Annotated in this window: 23 protein-coding genes and 1 pseudogene; 12 read left to right on the top strand and 12 right to left on the bottom strand. The window is 51.2% G+C overall.

Annotated features, from left to right (window positions below; genetic code table 11):
• Positions 1–70: 70 nt before the first annotated feature.
• The 4 genes from VF399_02435 to rlmD all read right to left on the bottom strand — a co-directional run bounded on the left by VF399_02435 (position 71) and on the right by rlmD (position 5,518).
• Positions 71–361: a DUF721 domain-containing protein gene (locus VF399_02435; protein ID HEX7319198.1), complete on the bottom strand. Its 291-nt coding sequence runs from the start codon at positions 359–361 to the stop codon at positions 71–73.
• Positions 342–1,412, bottom strand: coding sequence for a DNA replication and repair protein RecF (gene recF / locus VF399_02430; GenBank protein ID HEX7319197.1), 1,071 nt, complete (start codon positions 1,410–1,412; stop codon positions 342–344). Before recF ends, VF399_02435 begins: the two co-directional genes overlap by 20 nt.
• Positions 1,413–1,501: 89 nt before the next feature.
• Positions 1,502–4,135 (bottom strand): hypothetical protein, encoded by a 2,634-nt coding sequence (locus VF399_02425; GenBank protein HEX7319196.1) that lies wholly within the window; start codon positions 4,133–4,135, stop codon positions 1,502–1,504.
• Positions 4,136–4,198: 63 nt separating this feature from the next.
• On the bottom strand, positions 4,199–5,518 hold the full coding sequence (gene rlmD, locus VF399_02420) for a 23S rRNA (uracil(1939)-C(5))-methyltransferase RlmD (protein HEX7319195.1): 1,320 nt from the start codon (positions 5,516–5,518) through the stop codon (positions 4,199–4,201).
• Between the two features lie 105 nt (positions 5,519–5,623).
• On the opposite strand from rlmD, the gene VF399_02415 reads away from it, so the two are divergent.
• Both VF399_02415 and VF399_02410 read left to right on the top strand, forming a co-directional pair.
• Positions 5,624–6,529, top strand: a complete 906-nt coding sequence (locus VF399_02415; GenBank protein HEX7319194.1) for a hypothetical protein — start codon at positions 5,624–5,626, stop codon at positions 6,527–6,529.
• Between the two features lie 180 nt (positions 6,530–6,709).
• On the top strand, positions 6,710–7,276 hold the full coding sequence (locus VF399_02410) for a hypothetical protein (protein HEX7319193.1): 567 nt from the start codon (positions 6,710–6,712) through the stop codon (positions 7,274–7,276).
• A gap of 51 nt (positions 7,277–7,327) precedes the next feature.
• On the opposite strand, the gene VF399_02405 is transcribed toward VF399_02410, so the two are convergent.
• Genes VF399_02405 through VF399_02395 form a run of 3 tightly spaced genes read right to left on the bottom strand, consistent with a single transcriptional unit; the run spans position 7,328 to position 10,086 of the window.
• Positions 7,328–7,768, bottom strand: a complete 441-nt coding sequence (locus VF399_02405) for a zf-HC2 domain-containing protein (protein HEX7319192.1) — start codon at positions 7,766–7,768, stop codon at positions 7,328–7,330.
• Positions 7,755–8,246, bottom strand: a complete 492-nt coding sequence (locus VF399_02400) for an RNA polymerase sigma factor (protein ID HEX7319191.1) — start codon at positions 8,244–8,246, stop codon at positions 7,755–7,757. The genes VF399_02405 and VF399_02400 overlap by 14 nt, the downstream gene beginning before the upstream one ends.
• 43 nt (positions 8,247–8,289) lie before the next feature.
• Entirely contained in the window at positions 8,290–10,086 is a 1,797-nt protein-coding gene (locus tag VF399_02395; protein HEX7319190.1) for a hypothetical protein, read from the bottom strand.
• On the opposite strand from VF399_02395, the gene VF399_02390 reads away from it, so the two are divergent.
• Positions 10,054–10,290, top strand: a complete 237-nt coding sequence (locus VF399_02390; GenBank protein HEX7319189.1) for a hypothetical protein — start codon at positions 10,054–10,056, stop codon at positions 10,288–10,290. The genes VF399_02395 and VF399_02390 overlap by 33 nt on opposite strands.
• Positions 10,291–10,588: 298 nt before the next feature.
• Here VF399_02390 and VF399_02385 read toward each other — a convergent pair whose 3' ends face one another.
• Together VF399_02385 and VF399_02380 are read right to left on the bottom strand one after the other, a co-directional pair.
• Entirely contained in the window at positions 10,589–10,918 is a 330-nt protein-coding gene (locus tag VF399_02385) for a metallopeptidase family protein (protein ID HEX7319188.1), read from the bottom strand.
• A complete protein-coding gene (locus VF399_02380; GenBank protein ID HEX7319187.1) occupies positions 10,919–12,001 on the bottom strand; it encodes a hypothetical protein in 1,083 nt (360 codons plus the stop codon).
• Positions 12,002–12,118: 117 nt separating this feature from the next.
• Here VF399_02380 and VF399_02375 point away from each other — a divergent pair, with 117 nt between their 5' ends.
• The 9 genes and pseudogenes from VF399_02375 (at position 12,119) to VF399_02335 (ending at position 19,268) form a co-directional block, all read left to right on the top strand.
• Positions 12,119–12,508: a hypothetical protein gene (locus tag VF399_02375; protein HEX7319186.1), complete on the top strand. Its 390-nt coding sequence runs from the start codon at positions 12,119–12,121 to the stop codon at positions 12,506–12,508.
• 9 nt (positions 12,509–12,517) lie between these two features.
• The gene (locus VF399_02370) at positions 12,518–13,702 is read left to right on the top strand and encodes an MFS transporter (GenBank protein ID HEX7319185.1); all 1,185 of its coding nucleotides are present in this window, start codon (positions 12,518–12,520) and stop codon (positions 13,700–13,702) included.
• 135 nt (positions 13,703–13,837) lie between these two features.
• Positions 13,838–14,785, top strand: coding sequence for a GTPase ObgE (obgE, locus tag VF399_02365; GenBank protein HEX7319184.1), 948 nt, complete (start codon positions 13,838–13,840; stop codon positions 14,783–14,785).
• Positions 14,786–14,813: 28 nt separating this feature from the next.
• Positions 14,814–15,401 (top strand): HEAT repeat domain-containing protein, encoded by a 588-nt coding sequence (locus tag VF399_02360; GenBank protein ID HEX7319183.1) that lies wholly within the window; start codon positions 14,814–14,816, stop codon positions 15,399–15,401.
• A complete protein-coding gene (dprA, locus tag VF399_02355; protein HEX7319182.1) occupies positions 15,394–16,482 on the top strand; it encodes a DNA-processing protein DprA in 1,089 nt (362 codons plus the stop codon). The genes VF399_02360 and dprA overlap by 8 nt, the downstream gene beginning before the upstream one ends.
• A gap of 52 nt (positions 16,483–16,534) precedes the next feature.
• The gene (locus VF399_02350) at positions 16,535–16,993 is read left to right on the top strand and encodes a hypothetical protein (GenBank protein ID HEX7319181.1); all 459 of its coding nucleotides are present in this window, start codon (positions 16,535–16,537) and stop codon (positions 16,991–16,993) included.
• Entirely contained in the window at positions 16,983–17,666 is a 684-nt protein-coding gene (locus VF399_02345; protein HEX7319180.1) for a hypothetical protein, read from the top strand. The genes VF399_02350 and VF399_02345 overlap by 11 nt, the downstream gene beginning before the upstream one ends.
• 56 nt (positions 17,667–17,722) lie before the next feature.
• Positions 17,723–18,346 (top strand): endonuclease III domain-containing protein, encoded by a 624-nt coding sequence (locus VF399_02340; GenBank protein ID HEX7319179.1) that lies wholly within the window; start codon positions 17,723–17,725, stop codon positions 18,344–18,346.
• Positions 18,255–19,268, top strand: a pseudogene (locus VF399_02335) (putative glycoside hydrolase). Before VF399_02340 ends, VF399_02335 begins: the two are co-directional and overlap by 92 nt.
• Before the next feature lie 13 nt (positions 19,269–19,281).
• Here VF399_02335 and VF399_02330 read toward each other — a convergent pair.
• The 3 genes from VF399_02330 to VF399_02320 form a co-directional block, all read right to left on the bottom strand.
• Positions 19,282–20,292, bottom strand: a complete 1,011-nt coding sequence (locus VF399_02330; protein ID HEX7319178.1) for a PorV/PorQ family protein — start codon at positions 20,290–20,292, stop codon at positions 19,282–19,284.
• A 98-nt stretch (positions 20,293–20,390) separates the two neighbouring features.
• Positions 20,391–21,479 carry a fructose-1,6-bisphosphate aldolase/phosphatase gene (fbp, locus tag VF399_02325; GenBank protein ID HEX7319177.1) on the bottom strand — a complete coding sequence of 363 codons (1,089 nt, stop codon included), beginning with the start codon at positions 21,477–21,479 and terminating at the stop codon, positions 20,391–20,393.
• Positions 21,480–21,582: 103 nt separating this feature from the next.
• Positions 21,583–22,890, bottom strand: a complete 1,308-nt coding sequence (locus tag VF399_02320; protein HEX7319176.1) for a nucleotide sugar dehydrogenase — start codon at positions 22,888–22,890, stop codon at positions 21,583–21,585.
• Between the last annotated feature and the right edge of the window lie 191 nt (positions 22,891–23,081).

Here is a 23,081-nt window from a genome sequence, read left to right as displayed (position 1 = left end):
TCCCCGGGCAGTTGCTCTTTATCTTCGTCTTTATCGCTCTTTTTCATTAACGCTCCCTCTTGCTCCTTTCCTACATGATCGCTAGTTTAATATCTTTAATGGAGATACCATATTCTTTGACTTTTTTCAAGATCTTGTCTTTCATCAAAAAAAGCTGTCCCTGCCATACCGGATTATCGACCGTAACGAACAGGTTTTCCGAATCAATGCTGGTCGCCCGCGTATGCTGGGCGATCTTCTCACCGACGATCTCCTGCCACTTTTCCAGGATGATCATGTTCTTGATCCGGTCCTCGAGCTCCAGCGATTTCAGGACTCGCGGCATGATCCGGTCGATCCTTTCAGGAAACTTCAATTTCACCGTCCCTCACGTTGATAGTTTGATAATGGCTCGGCTCGAGAAAATCAGGGATGCGCGTGCTTGCATAAAAAACCTGTCCCTGATCACGCCGGATCAGTTCACTTATCAAATTCAGGAAGATCCTTTTCCTGTTTTCATCAAGCTCGGCCGCGACCTCATCGAGCAGTAGGACGGGTTGCTGGTGCGTTCGGGCGTACAGCATCTCGGCTTCGGCGAGCTTCAATGCAATGACCGCTGAACGTTCTTCACCTTCGGACGCGAAATACTTAAGGGCTTTGCCGTTCAAAGTGAACGCAATATCGTCGCGGTGCGGGCCGATCGTCGTCTCGCCCCACAGGATCTCGCAATGCCGGTTTTTCCTTAATGCCTCACCGGTAAGCGTCATGGAAGGGCAGGTGCTGATATAGTCGACCGCAAGAAGCTTAAGTCCGAGTTCGTCAGCCACTCGGTTGACGGTCGCGCTCAATTCGGGCATGGTTTTGCTCCGTTCCATATAGATCTTGTTCGCCAAATTGATAAGTTGTTCATCGTAAACGTCCAGCAGGTTTTCATCTCCATTCTCGCGCACCATCTGTAATGCCCGGTTGCGCTGCCTCAGGATCTTCCGGTATTCGCTCAAATCATGCAGGTACATTGGGGTGAGCTTAGCCACCAGCCAGTCGAGAAAAGCCCGGCGGTTCGACGGTGCGCTGCGCACCAGCCAGATATCCTCGAGTGAAAGGATGGTGACCAGAAGCCAGCCGACGTAATCGCTGAGCCGTTGTTTTACCAGACCGTCCAGGGTCAGTTGCTTGTCCCCATTATAGAATACGCTGCCGGTCTTCTCGCTGGTGCTTGCCTTTACCCGTATATAATTATCGTTGAAACGGATCAGGTTCCTGTCTTCATGCGCGCGAAACGACGACGCGAACGCTGAAAAAAAGATCGCTTCCAAAAAATTAGTTTTGCCAGCGGCATTGGCACCGATCACCAAGTTCATACTGTGATTGAATTCGACCGATGCATCCTTGAGGTTGCGAAAACCCTGGTATTCGATGTTCGCAAGCACCATATCTTCCCTATATTATACTCAATTATACTGGAAAGTCAAGCCAATCCGCCGGTTCGGTTAACATTTTATTTCACTTTTTTCATCCGTCGTCATAAGTTCAGCACAGATATCAGGGTCATGAACACTCGCGGCACCAATGCGTCATCATGGTCCGGATCCGGGTCAGGGTCCCAGGCGACGCCGACCGAGGGCGCAAGGGGTATAAAACCGAACCCTGTTTTTGTTTCAATTTTGATCTCAATACCCAGACTGGAATGCCGGTCTTGCGGTCCTAAAAAGGCTGTTTCATAGAAAAACGTACAAAAGGCGTCCTCAAAATAGATATTAGGGTTCCAGAGTCCCCAGCGTACCGAAAAGAGGCGGTGTGCGTAGCGTGTTTTGATGATCATACCGTGGGGGGCAGAATGCGAGGTCTCAAGTCCGTGTAATTTTACGGACGGTGTGTCCGGGTTCTGTGCGTCGTTGAAACCGGTAACAGTAGCGATCAGGGAGCCGCCGCCAATGACCAGATCTGCGCCACAGGAAGCGATAAATCCGGTGCGGTTCAGGTCCGAACCCAGTGTTGTCCGCTCCAGGGGGAAGCGCGCCGCCCCGGAAATCCGGACGAACGGCAGGTGATAACCAGCCTGTAATATGGGCGTGAATTCTGATCGTTGCAGGGAATCGAATGCCCTCACATTGCAGGATACAATGAGGTGCGAAAACCCCGGCTGGAGACGATAGAAAAAGGGATAGTCAGCCCGGACATTCATCTCGTCAGAGTAGCGGTAATTGATAGACACCGGCACCGGAGCGAAAAAATAGGAATCCAGCAATAGATCAATGACCGGTCTTTGGGCAAGTTGATCATAACCCATGACAAGGGTATAGTAATTCTCGTTGGTCGCGTCCTGGCCCGCAAGGAGCCCACCATAAACCCATGAATGCCATGTAGTATCCGCCGGGAAGATGAACGGTATTCTGATCGCGGGGACCATGGTCGCACAGACATCAAGGTAACTGCCGCGCGCATACGACGGAAAACCCGGTTGCGAAGGCGGTGTGATTTGGGATCGCGGCGGAAAGGGTGGGATCGGCCGGCAGTCAAGCGGCGTTTTATAGATATCAAAGCCATCCGAGGTCAGACCGATGTAGTATAATGCATCGCCGATGATATCTCCAGCGTACGCCGAGCCGGCTTCGGTCAAGGCGTACAGAGCGGTATCGGACAGGTCGCAGAGATGGACGGCGTACCGTGAATCGTAATTAGCCGAGTAAACGCAGGCATCGTCCTTTAGATTTATGTTGCCTTCTGACCATGGTGACGTGACCAGGGGGCTCAGACCTGTTTCGACGTCAAATAAATAGAGATCCCAGTTCTCATTGTTCTGCCGAGCCGTCGCCATGATACGCAAAGAGTCAGCGTCCAGTTCATTGATCAGGTAGTCGCTTTCAAAGACCATTTGCCGGTGGCCGGTATTCTTGTCATAACGCCACAGTTCAGAGCCGAATGCATGAGGTCTGTCTCTGGAATATAGGACCGCATTGCCGGGCAGGACGCAGAACCCCCTGATGTCCTCGCGAAACAAAGTCTCCAACCATCCGGTTTTAATGTCCAGGCGGTGCAGCACCGAGGTCATGCCGAAACCGCGTTCCGACACGTTCGCGGCCCGGCGGATCTCCGGGGTGGTGAAATAGAGATGGTCGTCATGCAGTTTAAGCGGTGATGTGATCGCCTTATCAAGCGTGCACAAAATTCGTTCCCTTCCGGTTTCAGGATCCAATTCCATGATCTTCGTGACCGTAACCTCCTGGAACGCGTCGGTCGCTAACGGCATTGTATATGCAAAGTAGAGGAACCCGTTGTTCTCGACCAGCGATGTGTTATGCCAGCCGTGCCGCGTGATCTTTGTTCCCTGGTTATGCCACGACGCATTCCTTTTTTCTTCATACTGCCGCCATTGATCAAAGAGCGCGGGGAACGATCGACCGTAAATACGCCGGGCCGCGATATCCAGGCCCAGGGCCGGGAAAAAGGCCGATACGGGCGCCCAGGGATAAGAACCGTAAGTCTTGAAGAAACGCGCGTGCGCATCGGTTCCGTACTGTTGTGTGAGATACTCATAAAACGTCCCGCCGTATAAGTATATCTTGCCCGAAGGAAATGCGCGCGGTTCATTCGTGGCCTCGATGATTGAGGGGAACGAGCCATCAGATGCCCGGCAGCTGATAAAACTTTCAAAGAAGCCATCGTTTAACCTGCCTTCATACGGAGAGGTCTGGGATTCGGCATATACTGTGATGCCTTCGATGATCCATCCGGGCGAATACATATTTGGCTGGAAAAGCCGTCCCATGACCGCGGTCAGGCAACGTGAAATTCCGGTCGTGGTCGTAAGGTGAACGATATGCGTGTATTCATGGGTCGCGACGGTGCGATACCAGTTCTCAATACTCTCCAGCGAAGAACCGGCAGCCGGCGGATACGTGAATAAATGCACGGAGTAAAAAACCGGATCGGCAAATCCGTTGGTAGATGTGCCGATGTCTTCGATGACCAAAGGCAGATGCGCTGGTCTGCTGCCCGTAAGCTGCCAGACGCTAGTGCGGCATTGGTCTGCGGCGGCAAGCGCCTGCAGGGCTTCCCACTCATAGCCGGGTTTATATAGGACCGTGAAGTTTTTATCTTTGATGACCTGCCAGTCAAACCAGCTGATCAGTGCGCAAAAAAATAAAAATGTCATATTTTATTTTATCGTTGTGATCATTCGGTTTTTATCACTGTCATCTTTTCGTTATCTATGTAATCAGGTTTTTTCAAAGAAGGCCAGGGATTCGATGTGATAGGTCTGGGGGAACATATCAAAAAGGTGCAGATTGGTTATTCTGTAGTTTCTGATCATCAAGCGCTGGCTGTCCCGGGCAAAAGTTGCGGGGTTGCATGAAAGGTAAACGATAGTTTTAACCCCCAGTTCGGTGATCTTTTCCAGGATGGGTTCGGCAACGCCCTTTCTGGGCGGGTCAAGAAAGACAATGTCGGCTGCAGCTATTTTATTGATACCCGACTCGACCGTGCTTTCCATAAACTCCACGTTACCCATTTTATTGCTCTGGGCATTGTCGCGGCCATCCCGGATCGCCGCCGGGTTTTCCTCAATACCTATTACCCGCTTGGCGTCGCACGCGCAATACAAGCCGATCACGCCCATGCCGGCGTACAGGTCAAGGACGGTCTCTGTGCCGGTCAACCGGGTATTCTTTTTGATCGTCTCCAGGATCTGCTGGAACACCGGCGTGTTGATCTGGAAAAATGACCCTGAGCTGATGCGCAAGAGCATATTACCGATCTTTTCTTCATAATATGTTCTGCCCAGGAGCAGGTTTTCGCGGTCACCCGTTATGCGGTTGGTGCGCGCGGGGTTTATATTGTGGATCACGCCTGCAAGGCCGGGGATCTTTTTATCAAGCTGTTTATAAAGCGTAACCGGGACATTTGATCCGTGGGTGACAAAGGTTATGAACACCTGACGCGTCCGGGCACCGGTCATAATCAACAGGTGTCGCAGTTCGCCGGTCGCGCTGGATTCATCATAGATGGTTATGCCGGAATCGATCACGTTTTGCCTTACGACCTTTTCGGTCTCGTTGATCAGGGGATCATGCAGGGGACAGGTCTCATGGTTTATCACCTTATGCGTTCCTGACTGGTAATAACCGATCTGCAGGCCGTTGCGAAACTGAACCGGGATTTGGGTACGGCTGCGATAATGCCAGGGATCGTCATGGACTAAGGCATCGGTCGCGGCTTCGAACTTCCCGATGTGTTTAAGCGCGTCTGAAAACATTGCTTTTTTCAGCTCGACCTGATGCTCGTACTGGATATGCTGGAGCTGGCAGCCGCCGCATCGGTTGTATACCGGACAGATCGGCGTGATCCGATGGGACGATGGCTCTAGTACGTTGAGCGCGTTGGCGACGCTGTAGTCTTTTTTCTCGATCACGATCTCGGCCTGGACCAGCTCGCCGGGTATGACCCGGTCGACAAAGCAGATCTTGCCGTCGATGTGCCCGATGCCCTGCCCGCCCAGGGTTAACTTCTCGATCCTCAGTTCCTTCGTAGTTGCCATGGGTATTTGTCAATTATATCGGCAAAAAGGCGAAAGGCAAGAACAAATATGCGTTAACATGACCACCCGTTGACCAGGGTGTTTTTTTAGATACAATATAACAGGATGGAAAACCATATAGAAAGGCTGGAGGAACTGCTTTCGTACGCGCTTGGAGAGATCAAGTCCAAGCAGGTGATCGAGGTCATGGGCGCGAAACTGCATGTCCTGGTCGATTTCAAGGTGCTGTGCCGTGACATCCAGAATTTCGTTTCCTACCTGCAGTTCGTGCTGTCCGCGCCGAAAGTACCCAAGGCGCTCAAACTTGATCTTCAGCTCATACGATTCTTTATCGATCGTACATATGTCGGATTCGATCCCATGATCCAGGACATTCGGGTGCAGAAGCTGTACGGCTACCTACGGGACAAATTGGGCGATAGCGCGCCGATAAATGACAAATCGTTCGCGATCCTCGAAAAAACGCTCAAGGCGGAATGCAAACCGACTTTTGAGAACCTGAAGGAATATATCCTGCTGGCGCTGCTCTTGAAATGGTTCAATGCCGGTTTGAAGGATAAATTTTCATCGTCCCTGGATGATTACGTCGTGTATTGCGCGACGGTCTTCGGCCAGCTGCAATCAGACCGGATCTTGAACGTTGAATACGAAACGCCCGAGATCTCGGAAAGCGATCAAGCTACCCTCGCTATGGAGTATACCTTTTTTGAAACCGCGCTGAGCGACGCCATTAAAAAGGTCAAGGAAGGCGCCGCGTTCAACAAAAAGGATGAGCCTTTAAAGCGGCAAATGAGGATCGTGTTCGTGTGCCTGGACCGGCTTATCAATGCCGACAAGGTGAAGGCCGATGAGATCGCCGTTTTCCGGGACAAGCTCATCGTGTCCACGGCCTTGATCTACCTCCAGGATGAGTTCGTTGTCAAAGATCCCGGTGTCCAGAACCTGGTCAATCTTTTTGTATCACTGTATTATCAGTTCCGCGACAAGCGTTCCAGCGAAAAACCGAAATAGTTTCCAGATCAAGTCCTAAATTTCCCAGCATTCTGTTTTAATTCTATGACATTAGATCTCTCCCTTTATGGCTGCAATACACCCCCTCCTTTTTCCTCCCCCCTCGAGGGGGAGGGTTAGGGTGGGGGGGATAATTGGAATCCTTTACAAACAGCCAAATTTGGGTACACTAAGAACACGATGACCAACATCGAGATCCGGCGGAAGATCCTGGAAATGACCCACGAGCGCTTCCAGGAGCATCCGTACTACCGTATCACGCCGAAGGAGTTCAAGGACGCGCTCGGCATCGATATCCGGCAGCTGCACTACAATATCATTTACCTCGAGGAAAAAGGATACCTCGAACTTCAAAAACCGCTCGAAGGCAGCCTCTTCGTGGGCGCGAAGATCACCGTTCGCGGCATTGATCTGGTCGAGGACGAGTACAAGTTCGACACGCTCTTTCCCGTGCCCAAAGACACGACATCGATCCAGCTGAATGTTTTCAAGGATTTTGAAAAGCTGGCAGAGAAGGTTGAAACCCTTCCCGAATTGAGCGATGATCTCAAAGAATTGATAGTTGAAGAATTAAGGGAGATCCAGAAAGAACTGAAAAAGATCGAGCCGAGCTACAAAAAAATAAAGAACTTCATCGATATGCTAAAAAACAGAAATGCCGAAATATACGAAGATGCGCGTGTCCTCTTGAACCACCCCGTTATTGCCAAGATCCTCACCGAATCCGCGAAGAAAGAACTCGAATAACCGCCGAAAACATTCGTCCCATTCGTATATTTTAATTCGTCGAATTCGCAATCAGAGCTTCACCAGGTGTTTCGACGGCGCCGCGTGGAACAGGACCGTGTCGGAAAAGGGCGCGCGGAAAGCGGGCCGGTAACGGGCCTCGGCAGTTGGCGTAAGCTTCGCGTTCATGATGAAGACATCGGCGGCGCGCATGCAGATTATGCCCAGCACAAATGTGGCGGTCGCAAAGGCGAGGGTTCTCGGCCAGGATGACGCCCCCGTCGGTTTGCGTTCTGCCTGCGGCAGCTGCTGCGCAATGCGGGTGTACAGCCGGCTTTCCGGCGTTAGCGTATTGCCTGTTCTTAAAAATGCCGCTGCCGCTTCGCGGGCTGAGAGTTCCTTGCCACACGACGCGCACGTTTCAAGATGGTCATGGATCTTGATCTCGATCTCCGGTGATAATTCACCCAGTATAAGATCGTCCAGATATTCGTTGACTTCACGGCAGTTCATGTAGCCTCCTCAAAGCTTTCATCGCTTCGTGCATGCGGGATTTGACCGTTCCCAGCGGGATGCACAGTACGTCAGCGATCTCCTGATAGCTCATTTCATTGTAGAATTTCATAACGATCACCACGCGGTGCTGATCGGACAATCGGTGCAGTATTTTCTGGACCTTGATCTCCCGTTCGAACCGGGGTATATGGTCGCGCTGCTGCAAGGGGATCCATGTGTCCTCGTTGAGCTCCACTTCCTGGTGCTTATTCTTTCGGAACCACTTGTAACACTGGTTCGTGGCGACCCGGTAAAGCCAGGCTTTAACAGTACCCCGCTCATCAAGGTCAGACCGGGCCAGTTTTGTAAATGTCTCCACGAGCATATCCTCGGCGCGATGCCAGTCGCTGACGAGCCTTACCAGGTAATTGAAAAGCCCGGGGCTGTAAAGCTCGTATAGCTGGCGGAAAGCGCCATCATCGCCATGCTTGTACAGCCGGTACAGTTGGAACGGCGGGATATCAGCGTAGTCGGCGATTCTAATCCTCCTGGTATTTTTTGATCAGTTCGGTGATCTCCTTGTCTTGAGGATATCGTTTCAGGGCTTCAGCAAGGATCAGGATTGCCCGGTCTTTCTTATTTAGTTCATCATGGTAGATCCTGGCGGTTTCTTTATAGTGGCGAGCTTCAGTGCCGGGCATGCCCAGTAATTCATTGAAAAGGCTGTCGGCTTTGTCGATGGAATTCTTTTTAAGATATATTGATGCTTCCAGATGAAGAAAATAAGATATCATCTGGGGCGGAACTAATTTTTTGCCGAATGCGATCGCCTTCAGCGCTTCGTCATACTTTTGTTGCTTTTTCAAAACCATTGCCAGTGCAAATGCTGAAGATGCATGGTTGCTGAGAATGGCTTGTATGTCAGTACATAACGAATCATAAGATGCCGAGAAGAACTTATCGTAGCTGAACGATTCATAGAGCAGTCTTTCTGTTTTTTCAATGTTTACATAGCGGTTAACCCATTCTGCGCCGTTTTTATTGAGTTCATATACAATGCCGGTCAAACACAGGGGATAGCCCAGTTTCTCCGGATCATATAGAGTTGTTGAGAACACGACGGGCCCTTTATTTTGCGCAACAAGATATGAAATGATCTGATCGGCCACGAATACCGGTCGATCATTTTTTTTATCCATATAGGGACGAAGACTGTCGATCTCTGCATCATTTATTTCCAGTGGCAAGCCATTCTTGATAAGATACCGAATATATTGCGCAGTATTTAGAAGCGACCAATTAACCACGATCACGTCATTCCTTATTCCTTTAAGTGATTGCAGGTACCACAGCGGATACGTATCGTTGTCACCGTTTGTTATCAATATTGCATCTTGAGGCGTTGATCTTAATAAGTTTTCTGCCCATTCGAGCAATACTTCAAAATCGATGCCTGGATAGTGCAGTTTCGCTTCTTTTATCCACGTTTCTCCTACTTTGGAGATGCTTTCTTGTCCCTTCCAGACTGCCCTGAACAAAGAAGGCCAAGTGTAGCTGCGATAAAGATTAATGAATTCGCAGATACTATTAAGCACATCATTGCGTTCAAATAGCTCAAAGTGATCTGCGAAAAATGGTTTTGGTTCTACGGGTGTGAGAAACGTTGAGTTAACGCTAATGAGTCCATCGCCTTCTGATTCCTCTGGCATTCTGCCGAGAAACTGCGTTTTCCCTCTGATCGAAGCGAAATTTTTTGTTTCATCCTCATTTTCGGAAAATCCGAGAAAAATTGAATTTTCCGCGATCCATTTTATCAATGCGGAGTTAGGATTCAGTTCCTCTGATTTATCGCCATACCCATCGATAAAAAAGAATCTAAAAGGGCTGCTTCCCTGTTTTGCGCTATCTATATCAGCAAAATTTGTTCCTTTAAATGGTGTTCCTACCGCAATAATAGCAGAAGAAATATCTTTTTGATAAAGAGTTGAGTCGGCCACATACCGATGCGCGATCAATCCCCCAATTCCGAAACTGACGACATCTAATCTGAAACTGCCAAATTGTTCGTGTGATTTTTTTAATTCCCAAGCAAGATTTTTTGCATTTTCTTCAATGGTTGCATTAGGGGAACTGATAAAGGTCCAGATCGGATATTTGTAGGCTGATCGCCCGAGAGTTTTCTTGAAATTTTCAATGTAGTTGCTGATATAAATATCACTGATAATAAGCAACGCTGAATCGGCTTTTTGAGCGTCAATAATACCGTATTCTCCTGGCGCCTCAATGAGATAATATTCACCGCCGTGATTAATATCAGCCTGAAGGGTTTCGCCCACGACCCCGGACCCGGCAAGGGGCACGAACCCATGGGCGATCCGGACGGCCAGTTTGACGTTTGCCTGGCTCCCGACCGGATAGGAGAACCGGATGGGCTGGGTGAAAAGCAGACTGTCGGGTTTGATAACAAAGGCCTGACCGGTCATGCGATACCCGCCAAAGAAGGACCGGGAGGGAACGGATCTCTGTTCAAAAGAGACTAATGTGCTCTCTAAACCGCAGCCTTCAGGGATGACAAGTTTTGCCTTGTTCAGATTGATAATAGTCGAACCTTTGACGGCTATCATCTGCTCGACCATTTTGCCCGAGCAGTGGATTAGCATAGATGCCAGTATAATGAATTTAATGTATTTCATATGCAGCCTCCTGGAGATATATAATGTATAATCTTATTATTAAACAAAAAGTTCAGTCCGGATTTTATATAAGATCGGGAACCCTACCTTGTAATATAGTTTACATGTTATTATTCGCATAATTCGCTGTCATTTGCCATATTCGTTATAAGTTTTGCAGGTCTTCCTCGTCAAACCCGAAATAATGGCCGATCTCGTGGAAAACGACATCCTCGACGATGCGCTGGATATCATTGTCATTCCCCGCGATACGCTCGATATTTTGTTTGAAGATGGTGATCTTATCCGGCAGGACATTACCGTACCAGATGCTGCGGTGCTTCAGCGGCACGCCCTGGTAAAGTCCCAGGAGATTTTTCTGAGGTATTGGTTCATCTTCGATTACGATCTCGATGTTCTCGAGCTTCTTGCGGAGCACCGCTGGCAGAGCGCTGATCGCTTTTTTTACCGCCAGTTCGAAATTTTCCTTATCCATTCAGGAAAGGATGACGCGCGCGATGTTCTCAGCGGACCGGCGCTTGTTCATATGGAGAAGGTTTTGCCGCAGGACCTTCATGATATTGGGGTGCGACAGCAGTCCTTCCATGACCGACCGCGCGTTCGCCACGGTGATCCTCTGGGCCGCACCGTGCTCGATGAAAAAGTCTTCGTTCTTGTCTTCCAGGCCCGGGATCGAATTAGTGAACAGCAGGCACGGCCCGATCTTCGTAGCTTCGGTGGAGGTGATGCCGCCCGCCTTGGTGATCAAAATGTCGCTCGCCGCCATGAGTTCGTACACTTTTTCGACCATACCCAATGTCGTCAGCCGGGCGCGGCCCTTCAGCTGTTTGATCTGGTTCATGGCGGCCTTGTTATCGCCGCACAGGACGAACAGGTCGTAGTCGAAATCAACGATCTCGCGGACGAGTTCGAACCACTCGCCGCCGAATACCCGGCTGCCCATGACCATGGCGGCAATACGGTTGGTATCGATCGCGAAACGCTGCCGCGCTTTCGCAGCGTCGATCCCTAAGTCAAAAACCGGGTTTACCGGCAGGCCCAGGGGAAAAATGCGGTCGGATCTGGCTCCAAGCCTGAGCATTTGCTTTATCAGGCTTTCATGCGGGATAAAAAAGTGGTCAATGGGGTCGTTGATCCACTGCGGGTGTACGTAGTAATCTGTAACCACGACCCCCAGCCGATACCCGAACTCGCGTTTATAGACCGACGCGTAGTAAGCCGGTGAAAAATGAGCGCAGATGACGTAATCTGGTTGGAATTCGAGCAGCAGCCGATGGAACCTGACGGCCGTTTTTTTATGGAACCAGGACAGCAGCCGGCTGGAACCCCGTTTAACGTCCGCTCCGCTGTACAATACCTTTAGTAAGCGGTGGGAATGAAGCTGGCCGTAATCGTAGATCTTCTTGTACGCTTGCCCGTACGCCGACCATACCCATTTGAAACAATCTTCAACACGGACCTTGACCGAAGGATCAAGGATCTGGATCGCGTCCGTGACCGCGGTCGCGGCCTTGATATGACCAGCGCCGATCGGCACTGCAAGCACAAGGATCCTCACACAAATATTATATGAATTAATATTGACATTTCAAGAGCAGTAACTATAATAAACTACGGCAGCTGAACGATGTATGTCCGGCATGCCGAGGATGTGAAATCCTTAGGAGGTTAAGCGATGAAATACTTTATTGCTTTGATCTGCGCGGTCTGCGTCTATACCAATTGCACCGAGAAGGAAGTACTGTACTGGACCCACATGTATGGGTTCGCCAAACTTGAGTCCAATGGCTCCGGGATCAACGACCTAACTCTGAAGATCGGCGATATTGATCCGGAAGACACTGATATTATGAGGGTCCGTGAAACTATCACGGCTCACAGCTCGGATTCGTTGCATGGATTCTTCGAAATGGATAGCGTATGCTACGCCACCAGCAGCATGCAGGGCAGTCAGATCGTCTGGATATTGATCGACAGCACGGATAATCCGGGCTATACCTCTCAATATCAGTATATTGACCTAAACGGTCCAACCGACACAATAGACTACTACATAACTCCATAGTTTTTGATCGTGGAACAGCCTTCTAGATCCCAGAAACATTTTGCCTGGCTGGGCCGGAATATCCTGAGTCTGGGGCTGGTAAGCCTTTTTACGGATCTCTCGACCGAGATGTCATATGCTGTGATACCGATTTTTTTAAAGGAAGTCCTCAAGGTTCAGCCGGTCTTTATCGGGCTCATTGAAGCGATCGCCGAATCCACGGCAAGCGTGCTGAAAGCGTTCTCCGGTTATATATCAGACCGGTGCCGCAAGCGGAAGATCTTCATATTCGTCGGCTACACCATGTCCACTATCGTGAAACCGCTGCTCGCGTTCGCCACCCAGGGATGGCACGTTCTGGTCGTCCGTTTCGGCGACCGCTTTGGCAAGGGAATACGGACAGCGCCACGGGATGCTTTGATCGCCGACTCCTCGAGTAAAGAATACCTGGGCAGGGCGTTTGGCTTCCACCGCGCATTGGACACGCTGGGTGCTGCGCTCGGTCCAACCCTGGCGTTTTTGATCCTGGCGTTATCGTCTCAGAACTATCGGCTGTTATTCGGCCTGGCTTTGGTTCCGGGGATCATCGCGGTTTTAATTATCATTTTCGGCGTCAGGGAAAAGATCCCGGAAACGCAAGCTCGTGCTTTTTCGTTTTCTCTAAAAGATGTAAACAGCCAGCTCCGGATATTTTTCTGCATTATTGTGCTTTTTACGCTGGGCAATTCATCCGATGCTTTTTTACTGCTGCGAGCAAAGGAGATCGGCATCAGCGCGATCCATATCCCCCTGCTCTGGCTCGCCTTTAATATTTCCTATTTCGCGTGGTCGTACCCGGCCGGTGTCATTTCCGACCGCATCGGCAGGAACAAGACCATCGTCCTGGGTTTTCTTGTTTTTTCATTATGCTATAGCGCGCTCGCGTATACGAAGCACGCTGCCGGTGTTTGGATAATATTCGTTATATATGGATTGTACTATGGTTTGACCGAAGGCAACCTGAAAGCGTACGTTGCCGAGCTGACCCCGGCTGGCGTCCGGGGTACTATGTTTGGCGTGTATCACACGATCATCGGCGTCACCCTGCTGCCCGCCAACCTGCTCATGGGTCTACTCTGGCAGAAAGTCGGGTTCAGCCATGCGCTGCTCGTCGGCGCCGCGCTTTCGTTCATGTCCGCGGTGCTGCTGTTTGCGCTGCTGGGTAAAAAAAAGTAAGCCACGACAATCTGACGATTTCTCCATATTCCGCCCTGCCATAAAATGTTGAATTTTCCATGTCCAGGCAAAAAGAAATAAACAACGCTGACTGCGATTTCTTGACACTACCCTGATATTCGTTATAATCTGCCAATGAAGTTCGTTGACGAAGCCAAAATAATAGTCGAGGGCGGTGCCGGAGGGAACGGCTGCGTGTCGTTCCGCCGCGAGAAATTCGTGCCGCGGGGCGGTCCGGACGGCGGTCATGGTGGTAACGGCGGTTCGGTCTTTCTAATTGGAACCAGGTCCCTCCAGACCTTATACGATTTTAAACTGCGGCCGCATTACCGGGCCGGCCGCGGCCTGCACGGCAAGGGCAAGGGCATGCATGGAAGGAACGGGGACGACGCCCGCATCAAGGTACCGTTGGGTATCGTCGTATACGAGGGGGAGAAGGCCGCGGGTGAGATCCTGACCGAGCACGACCAGTTACTGGTGGCGCGCGGCGGTAAAGGCGGCCGCGGGAACAGCAGTTTCGCTTCATCGTATAATAAGGCGCCGCGTATTGCCGAACCCGGCGAACCAGGAGAGAAACACGAATACCGGATCGAGCTCAAGATCATATCGGACATTGGCATTGTCGGTTTTCCCAATGCGGGAAAATCAACCCTCCTAAAAGCCATCACCAACGCGCAGCCCGGCATCGCGGCTTATCCATTCACCACCCTGACGCCGAACCTGGGTGTTTTAAAGCAGGGACTGCAGAGCGTTGTCCTTGCGGACATGCCCGGCATTATCGAAGGCGCGCATGCCGGCAAAGGATTGGGGTTGACCTTCCTCCGGCACATCGAGCGCACCAAAAAGCTGATCATCCTGATCGATGTTTCGGCGCCCGACCCAATGGCGCAGTACCGCGGCCTGCTGGATGAGTTTCGTCGTTATGACAAGCGCCTGGTAGAAAAACCAAGACTGGTGGTTTTTAACAAAATTGACCTGCTGGACAAATTGCCGGATTTTGTGATCAAGGAAAAAAACTGTTTCATCTCCGCCCTGAAGCGTCAGGGGCTGGAAACGCTGATCGGCTATCTGATGCCGGCGTAGCGGGAAAAGATCCCAAGGCCGATGGTACATGATGAAGATCACGCTTAAGCCGGACAAGGAAACGATCCTCAAGCTGCTCAAGAATACGGAAATGAGCAAAAAGCTAAGAGTATTCAGCAAACTTAACGACCTTAATGAGATCGACCGGACCAAGATCCTGCTCAAAGTGCTGGAAAACGGTTCCTGGTGCCTTAGGGAAAAGAGCGCCCATGAGCTTGCCAGGCTGGGCACCAAAGTCATGCCGCGCCTGATGCGGTTGTGCTCCAAGGGTTACTGGTTCACCCGGGCAGCGGCCTGTTTGAGCCTTGGTGAGATCGGCGATCCCGCGGCGTTGCCGCCGATTCTGAAACTTGTTCTGAAAGATGACAACCCGACCGTGGCCAAGGAAGCAAGGATCGCGCTGGTCAAGATCGTGCTGAAAGATCCGCAGGGATCTGCCTGGCGGATCGCGGAGGGTATAAAGGATGGCTCAGACCGCGCCGTGATCATGGATGTACTGCAAAGCGCCGAGCCCGGTCTGGCCCAGACCGTAAGCGAGATCGTGGAAATGCCGGCATTGCAACCGCGTGGTTCGGAACGCTATCATGCACGGTACCCGGAAAAAATAAATGACTGATCCAAACGAAAGCCGGGATTTTGTACTCCTCATGTCGATGGCCAGGCTTAACGAAACGAGGATGCTCGCCCTGCTGGAGCGGTTTAAAACACCCCAGGGTATCCTGCAGTCTCCACCCGCGCTCTGCGCCGAGGTGGTGGGCGAAGAGATCGCGCGGTCCATAGCATCGCTCAAGACGGACAACGAGATTTTGGAAAAATACAAAACGCTGGAACAGCTCGATATCCGGGCGGTCCCGTACTACGCGGATGATTATCCGCAATGGCTGAAGGCGGTCGATTACTTCCCGCCCGTGCTTTTCGTTCGCGGAAATATCCTGCCCGATGATGCAGTGGCGGTCGCGATCATCGGCACGCGCGGCGCCACAGTGTACGGCAAAAACATCGCTGAAACTTTCGCCCGTGACTTTGCCGGATCCGGCGTGAGCGTGGTGAGCGGGATGGCGCGCGGAATCGATACCGCGGCCCACTGGGGCGCGCTCCGCGCCAAAGGACGGACCATTGCCGTGCTGGGCTGCGGATTGGACACCGTCTATCCGCCCGAGAACAGGGATCTAATGGCGGAGATCATCAAGCACGGCGCGGTCATTTCAGAGTTCAACATCGGCACCCCGCCGCTGGCGCAGAACTTTCCCAAGCGCAACCGGATCATATCCGGCCTGTCAAAGGGGATCGTGGCTATCGAGGCCAAGGAGAAGTCCGGGGTCATGAACACGGTCAGCTGGGCTTTGGACCAGAACAAAGATGTCTTCGCGATACCGGGTAATATCTATGCGAAAACCTCTCAGGGCACAAACCGACTGATAAAGGACGGCGCCACACCCGTGACATCGGCCGATGAAGTCATGGAAGCCCTGGGCATAAAATATACCAGACAGGAACGTGAAATACGGGAAGTAGAACTGGCGCCGGACGAAAAAAACGTCTGGGATGCATTATCCTGCGATCCCGTTATCCTCGATGAATTGTCGGATCAACTGCGGATATCCACGCCCCAGCTCCTTGGGGTCCTGCTCAGACTTGAGATCAAGGGTCTGATCAAACAGCTGCCGGGCATGAGCTTCGTGCGGAAATTCGAGTGACCGTTTATCCGGTCGTCACTTGACATAAAGAAATTATTTAGTACAATATCTCATGTTGTATACGTACTTGATGTTCAGTCTTTCCATCGGCATCGAAGGCGGCATGCAAGCGCCGGTCCTGGGGTTCGATGATCTCGCAACCGGTTCGGTGATCGACGCGGTAGTTTCGGGTCAGACCCATGATCTCGCTTTATCCATGGCATTACAGGGTTCTTTTATCCCCGGGGAAAATCCCGGTTATTCGTTCACCAGTTATGGAGCAAGGTTAGGTCTGCACAAAGATAACTGGCGGATCTCACCGGTACTGGATGCCGGATTTGACTACGGCCAGCGTAAGCTCGATCAGGCGGCGGAAAGTGGATATACCCTGGGCTATGGTTTGGGCTTAATGATAAAATTCCGTTACGAATCCCTGCATATATATCCAAAATTCTGCTATGAGGGCGTCTCTGATCTCGCTGCCCAAGGTGGGTTTTTCACGTTTAAACTAAGGATCTTATATGAACTCTAAAACGCGGAGACCGCAGAAATATAAAGCGCAGAGACCGCAAAGAAAGGATTTATTGTTCTGGTGGGCGATTGTCGCAGCGGTCTTTATTTCCTGCGATAACCGGATCATTGAGCGCGCAGCCAGCGACTATTTCCCCATTGAAACCGGCAGTTGGTGGCGGTATTCGGATGATAACATCTATGAGCCGCACCAGGTTTACGTGGAAGTTGAAAGTCTGACATCCCTGATGAACACGGATTGTTACCCGGTGAGTTATTCCGGCGTAGTGCACTATATTGTCAGGGATGAACGGGCGGTCCGCGAATACAAGGAACTGATCTATGATTTCGGGGGCGATGATTATATTGTCGCGCGGTCGTTTCTGACCAGGATCAAGCTGCCTATGGTCCAGGGCAGTATTTATGCGGATTCGATGAGTGATTCGGTGAATGTCGGCGGCGTTTTTATCCAGGGAAAGTGCCGGATCGATGGATTGGTTTCCGAGTACGAGGATAATAGCCTGTACGGTAATATTTACAAAATAATCATCAATACCAGAGAAACTATCATTGCGCCCGACACGACGATCGCCAGTACGAGTTCAGTCGAGGAATATTACGCGCCCGGGATCGGGCTCGTACGGTTCATCGATGACGAGGGCGACTTCAACCTAAGCGATTATCAGTTGTATTAGGTACACCAGGTATCCGCAACCCAGTGTCAAGATTTTCACCATCAGCAAGGATTTTCGTGCGCACCGCATATCCACGGCTGTATGAGCGTTTCGGCCCGCAGCGCTGGTGGCCCGCAGAAAGTCGCTTCGAGGTCATGGTCGGCGCGGTCCTGACACAGAACACGAACTGGCGGAATGTGGAACAAGCTATCACCAACTTAAAGAAAGCACGCTTGATGAATCCGGAAAGGATGTACTTGAACAGGCGCCGCTTGCCGGCGCTGATCAAACCATCCGGCTTTTACAGGCAAAAAGTGAAAAAGCTGACTGCCTTCCTGAAATATTTTCTTTCCCGTTACCGCGGCGATTTACGACGGCTCAAGCGAAGGCCGACCGGCGTTATCCGTAAAGAACTTCTGAATGTCTGGGGGATCGGACCCGAAACCGCCGATTCCATGCTCCTGTATGCCCTCAACCGGCCGGTTTTTGTGATCGATGCCTACACCAGGAGGATACTATCGCGGCACAGGATTGCGAACGCAGCGATGACTTATGACAATATGCAGGCGTTGTTCAACCGGTGTTTTAAGCCCGTCTCCCGTTTTTATAATGAATATCACGCCCTGCTTGTTCGGGTGGGGAAAACCTACTGCAAGAAACATGACCCTGTATGTACTGAGTGTCCTCTTAGGCGTTCTTAGCGGTTATAACGACCCCGACAGCCTGATCCGGGGGATCTACATAAATCCCTGGAAGGCGTGCCGCCGCGATTACATGGAGGGCGTTTATGCCCGGGCGGATTCAGGCTTTATTAATGCGATCGTGGTCGACCTCAAAAGCGACTATGGCTACCTTTGCTATGATACGGACCTGGAACTGGCAAAGAAGATTAAAGCCGTGAAAAAGTACATCGACCTTGATTCCCTGGTCGCGCGGGCGCAGCGGCATGGGATCAAGGTGATCGCCCGCGTGGTCTGCTACCGGGATAATTATCTTGCCAAGTATCATAAGTTCGGCATGATGAATTCACGGGGCAGGATCTGGAAGGACAACACCGGCAGTTCATGGGTCAACCCCTATGTTGACAGCGTGAACGACTACCTGGTAAGCGTGATCAAGGAACTCGACCAGCACGGCATAAGATCCATCGCGCTTGATTACATTCGGTTCCCCACCGACGGGAATATCAAGGCGATCCAGCTTGCCAATGTCAAGGGACCGCGCTCCAAGCCGATCATCAGCTTGCTGAAAAAGATCCGCAAGATGGCGCCCGGCGTGGAGATCGGCATGTGCATATACGGCTATGCTGTCTGGTACGAGATCACCAGCATCGGTCAGTACATATATACGCTGAGCGAATACGCCGATGTATTCTACCCGATGCTGTATCCGTCGCATTTCCACCCAAAATTTTTAAAGGAGGTCAGCGAATACTGGCGGAATTACTGGATCTATTATGATTCGGTGAGAGAGGCGTTCGTCAAAGTGCCGTTATCGGTCAAGGTCATCCCGTTCGTTCAGGGCTTTGACCTTTTTGCCGAGGATTACGGTCACGAATATATCTCGGCGCAAATGAACGGCCTGCTGGGTTCGTACGCAGATGGTTTTTTAATCTGGAATGCGGCAAGCAACTACTCTACTTCTTGGACCCCTTTGCGGTGGGCGCGTAATTTAATCCAATGCCGATCCGTTCCGAATTGCCTAGATACCCGTATGAGAGAAATACTCCTCCTATATCGAGATACAGCGCCTCCAGCATCATTATCTCAAGCGAAAAACCAAACGACAATCCCGACCAGCCCATTGACTGATACCCCGACTGATAGCCAGCCATCAAGGAAAATCCGGAAATTTTCGCGTCCTGACCAAATACCGCCTTGGTAGCCGTGGGCAGGATCTTGGGTTCCCGAATATGCAGTTCGGCGCCGACCGATAAAGTCGGGTTGACATCGGGGTATAATGAATAATCCATGCTCACCAGGAAGTGATTCAAGCGGAACGGCAGCTTGAAAGCGATCCCCTGTCGGAAGTTCACGGGCGCATATTCCCACATCTCAAGGTAATTGGTTTTTGCGCCGAAATGCTTGACGACCGAACCCAAATATATGTACTTCACCGGGTTAAGCACGATCCCGCCGTCCGCCAGCAAGCCGTATGAGCTGTAGTGATATAGCTGGCTGCGCAGGATCTTGACACTGGCGCCGAATGCCACCTGCCGTTTCCGGCCGATGGCGTTCCCGTAACCGACGTTGAGCAGCATATCCGAATTTCTGAAATCATTACCCATCTCGCCGAATTCGTCGTACTCGGTATCATAAGCGCTAATATATGCCAGGCCGATGCCGAGCCCGCCGGCTTTTTTGCCCAGCATGATCGCCGAAGTAAGGTTATAATAATTCCAGTAAGTCAGATGGTTCATGGCCATGCCCGAGACGTAGTAGCTCTGGATGAGACCCAATCCGGCCGGGTTCCAGAACACGGCGTTGCCATCGTCGCTGATCGCGGTAAAGGCGTTGCCCATGGCGACCGGCCTGACGCCGACGCCTAGTTTTAAGAACGTATAGGCAGTGGTACCCGGACCCAGGATCTGGGCTGTACAGATAGAAACCGTGATCGAGAACGTAATCAGAAATATATATTTTTTCATTATGAGGTACAAGCTGCCGTCATCGTTTGTAATCGGGCAAGGGTTGAGAAGCTGGAAATATCATATCTCAAGCATCCCAACCCTAACCCATTGTCCATCTATTTAAACCGTTCTTTCAGTTTGTTCAGCACCTGCGGCAGGGTTGTGTATTCCATGTCCGCAAGCGGCAGGCGTTGGGGTTCGAACGGCCCGTGGCGTCTGATATAATCGGCAACCTCGTTCGCCTTCTGCCGCACATGGTCATAGCTGGGGTCATCGAACATGTCCCGGGGACCAACCAGCGTACCGTTACAGATCTGAAAACCGAGAGCGATCACGCGGGGTGGACCGTCGAACCGGGTGGGGTTCGCCTGGGCGACTGATACCGGCATGAACGGGCCCCAGTGGGAGCCGCGCATCCAGCCGGTTACCATATAAGGGAACGCGAATGGTTCGAGCACTTCGCCGACCGCGGGCAGGCCGCTTTGGCTGCGGACGATCATGACCGGATCGTCCTTGCCGACATAACGGCCAGCCATCAGGTTGACGCGCTGGGTCGAGGTCGTGGCCCCGATCTCGCCATTCTTTTTATAAACATTCTTCAGGATGTAATGCTCGGAAGCGCCGATCAGGCAGAGCAGGTCATACATTTCTTCGGGTGTATTCATCTTGCAGGTCTTGTTCGCAAAAATGTCGAGTACTTCATAGACAAAGCCGTCATGCATGCTCGGGTCGATGATCAGTCCGATGCTGTTGAACGGATCGGCGAACATCTTGTACAGGGGCATATTCCAGGCGCCCGGCGATGTCTTGTCCGCGGCGAAAATTATGACCGGTTCGCTCTTGCGTTCTTCAAAGGTCATCTCCGCGCAGCCCGGACCCATCCCCTTGACATTACCGGAGAAGGCGTCCGCCAGCAGGTCCTGGCCGGCGCCGTAAAGCTTGAGTTCCTTGGCGACGTTGGTGCATTCAACAAAGATGTCCCAGGTCAACTTGTGGATATCGCTGTTGTCATTGCCCAGGCGGTGGGTCAGGATCAGTTCCAGGTCATCGCCGCAATGACTGACATGGAAGTCCACGACCGTGCCCTTCTTCTTATGCCCATCGAGCGACTGGATGGCGCGAGCCATTAAACTGGGATGCATGCTGGAATGACCGACATATCCTCCGACATCAGCTTTAATGACGCTGATCGTTATTTTAGCCATTTATCCTCCTTGCAGTTTTGATAAACGTGGCGTATATTTCAATAAACATGTCGCAGATGAATTATAATAAAAAAGAAAGCTATTGTCAATGATCCGGTTAGACTTACAGACCGCTGCCCAGTTTTTTGACCTTGGCTGACTTGAATTTTACAGCATTGCGCGTGTCAATGACGAGCCGCGCGTGCTTTACGACAAACCGGTAATCATATGCCGAGTGGTCGGTCAGGATCAGGATCGCATCGGCTTTTCTTAATTCCTGCGGCGTCAGTCTGACCGATCTGACCGCTTTACCGTCGCCCGAGTGAAAACTGGGCACGAAGGGATCGTTGTACCGTACGTTTTTGACCCTGGGTTTGATGATCTCGAAAACGCGGATCGCCGGCGAATCCCTGAGGTCCGAAATATCTTTTTTAAAAGCCATACCGAGGATCAAGACGCGCGCCTTTGCCGGGCAGCCGCCCGAGCGGCTGATCGCGTCGATCGCCTTATTGACCACGAAAAACGGCATTTCTTCGTTTATCCGCGCCGATAATTCAATGAAGACCGTGTGAAAATCATACTCCCTTGCCTTCCACGATAGGTAATAAGGGTCGATCGGTATGCAGTGCCCGCCCACTCCTGGTCCCGGGTAGAAAGGCATGTAGCCGAAAGGCTTAGTCTTGGCGGCGTCAATGACCTCCCATATGTCGATCCCGCCCATCCGCTCGCAGAGTTGCGCGAATTCGTTGACCAGGGCGATATTGACGTTGCGGAACGTGTTCTCGAGGATTTTGGTCATTTCCGCGGTCCGCGCCGAGGAAACAGGATGCACAAGGCGGATGAACTGCTGGTAAAAAAGACAAGCCATGTCAGTGCATTTGCGCGTGACCCCGCCGATCACGGTCGGCGTGTTCGCCACGCCGAACCTCTTGTTGCCGGGGTCAATACGCTCCGGGCAAAAGGCAAGGTAGAAATCAGTGCCAACCTTCAAACCGGTCGTGCTGAGGATAGGGAGGACCAGTTTTTCAGTGGTCTCCGGATACGTCGTGCTTTTTAATATCACCAGCTGCTGTTTCCTCAGTATCTTCTGGATGCCGCGGGCGCTGGCAATAACCGGTTCCATGTCCGGTTCCTTGTTGGCATTGACCGGTGTGGGAACACAGATGATGATGATATCGCATTTGCGTAGCTGGTTATAATCTGTGGTCGCGCGCAATTTTTTTGTCTGGACAAAACTTTTAAGCGCGCGTGATTCAACATCGTCGATGAACGAACGGCCCTGATTTATCCGCGCGACTCGTGTTTTGTCGATATCCACGCCGATCACGGAAAAGCCTTTTTTTAATATCTCTATGGCGAGCGGCAGTCCGACATAGCCCAGGCCGATTATCCCGACGCTCGCTTTTTTGCTAAGAATAAGGTCTTTCAGCATGCATGGCTCCTTTTGATTTAAGCGGTCTTACACTAATCATTTACCAGGATCATTATACACAAAAACGAAGCCGAATCAAGCGTCTAACAGGGCGCTTTCGGGTAAATATTTTTTCAAGAATTACGTGTCATTGACAACACTGAAAATATAATTAATATTACGCATGGAGCAGTCGTTAATCCTTGATTTTT

The organism is bacterium (assembly GCA_036382775.1).
GTDB lineage: Bacteria > Hydrothermota > Tepidihabitantia > SM23-42 > JAOAFX01 > DASVHD01.
Note: the sequence above shows the minus strand (reverse complement) of the source record. Positions and strands in the feature narration are given on the sequence as shown.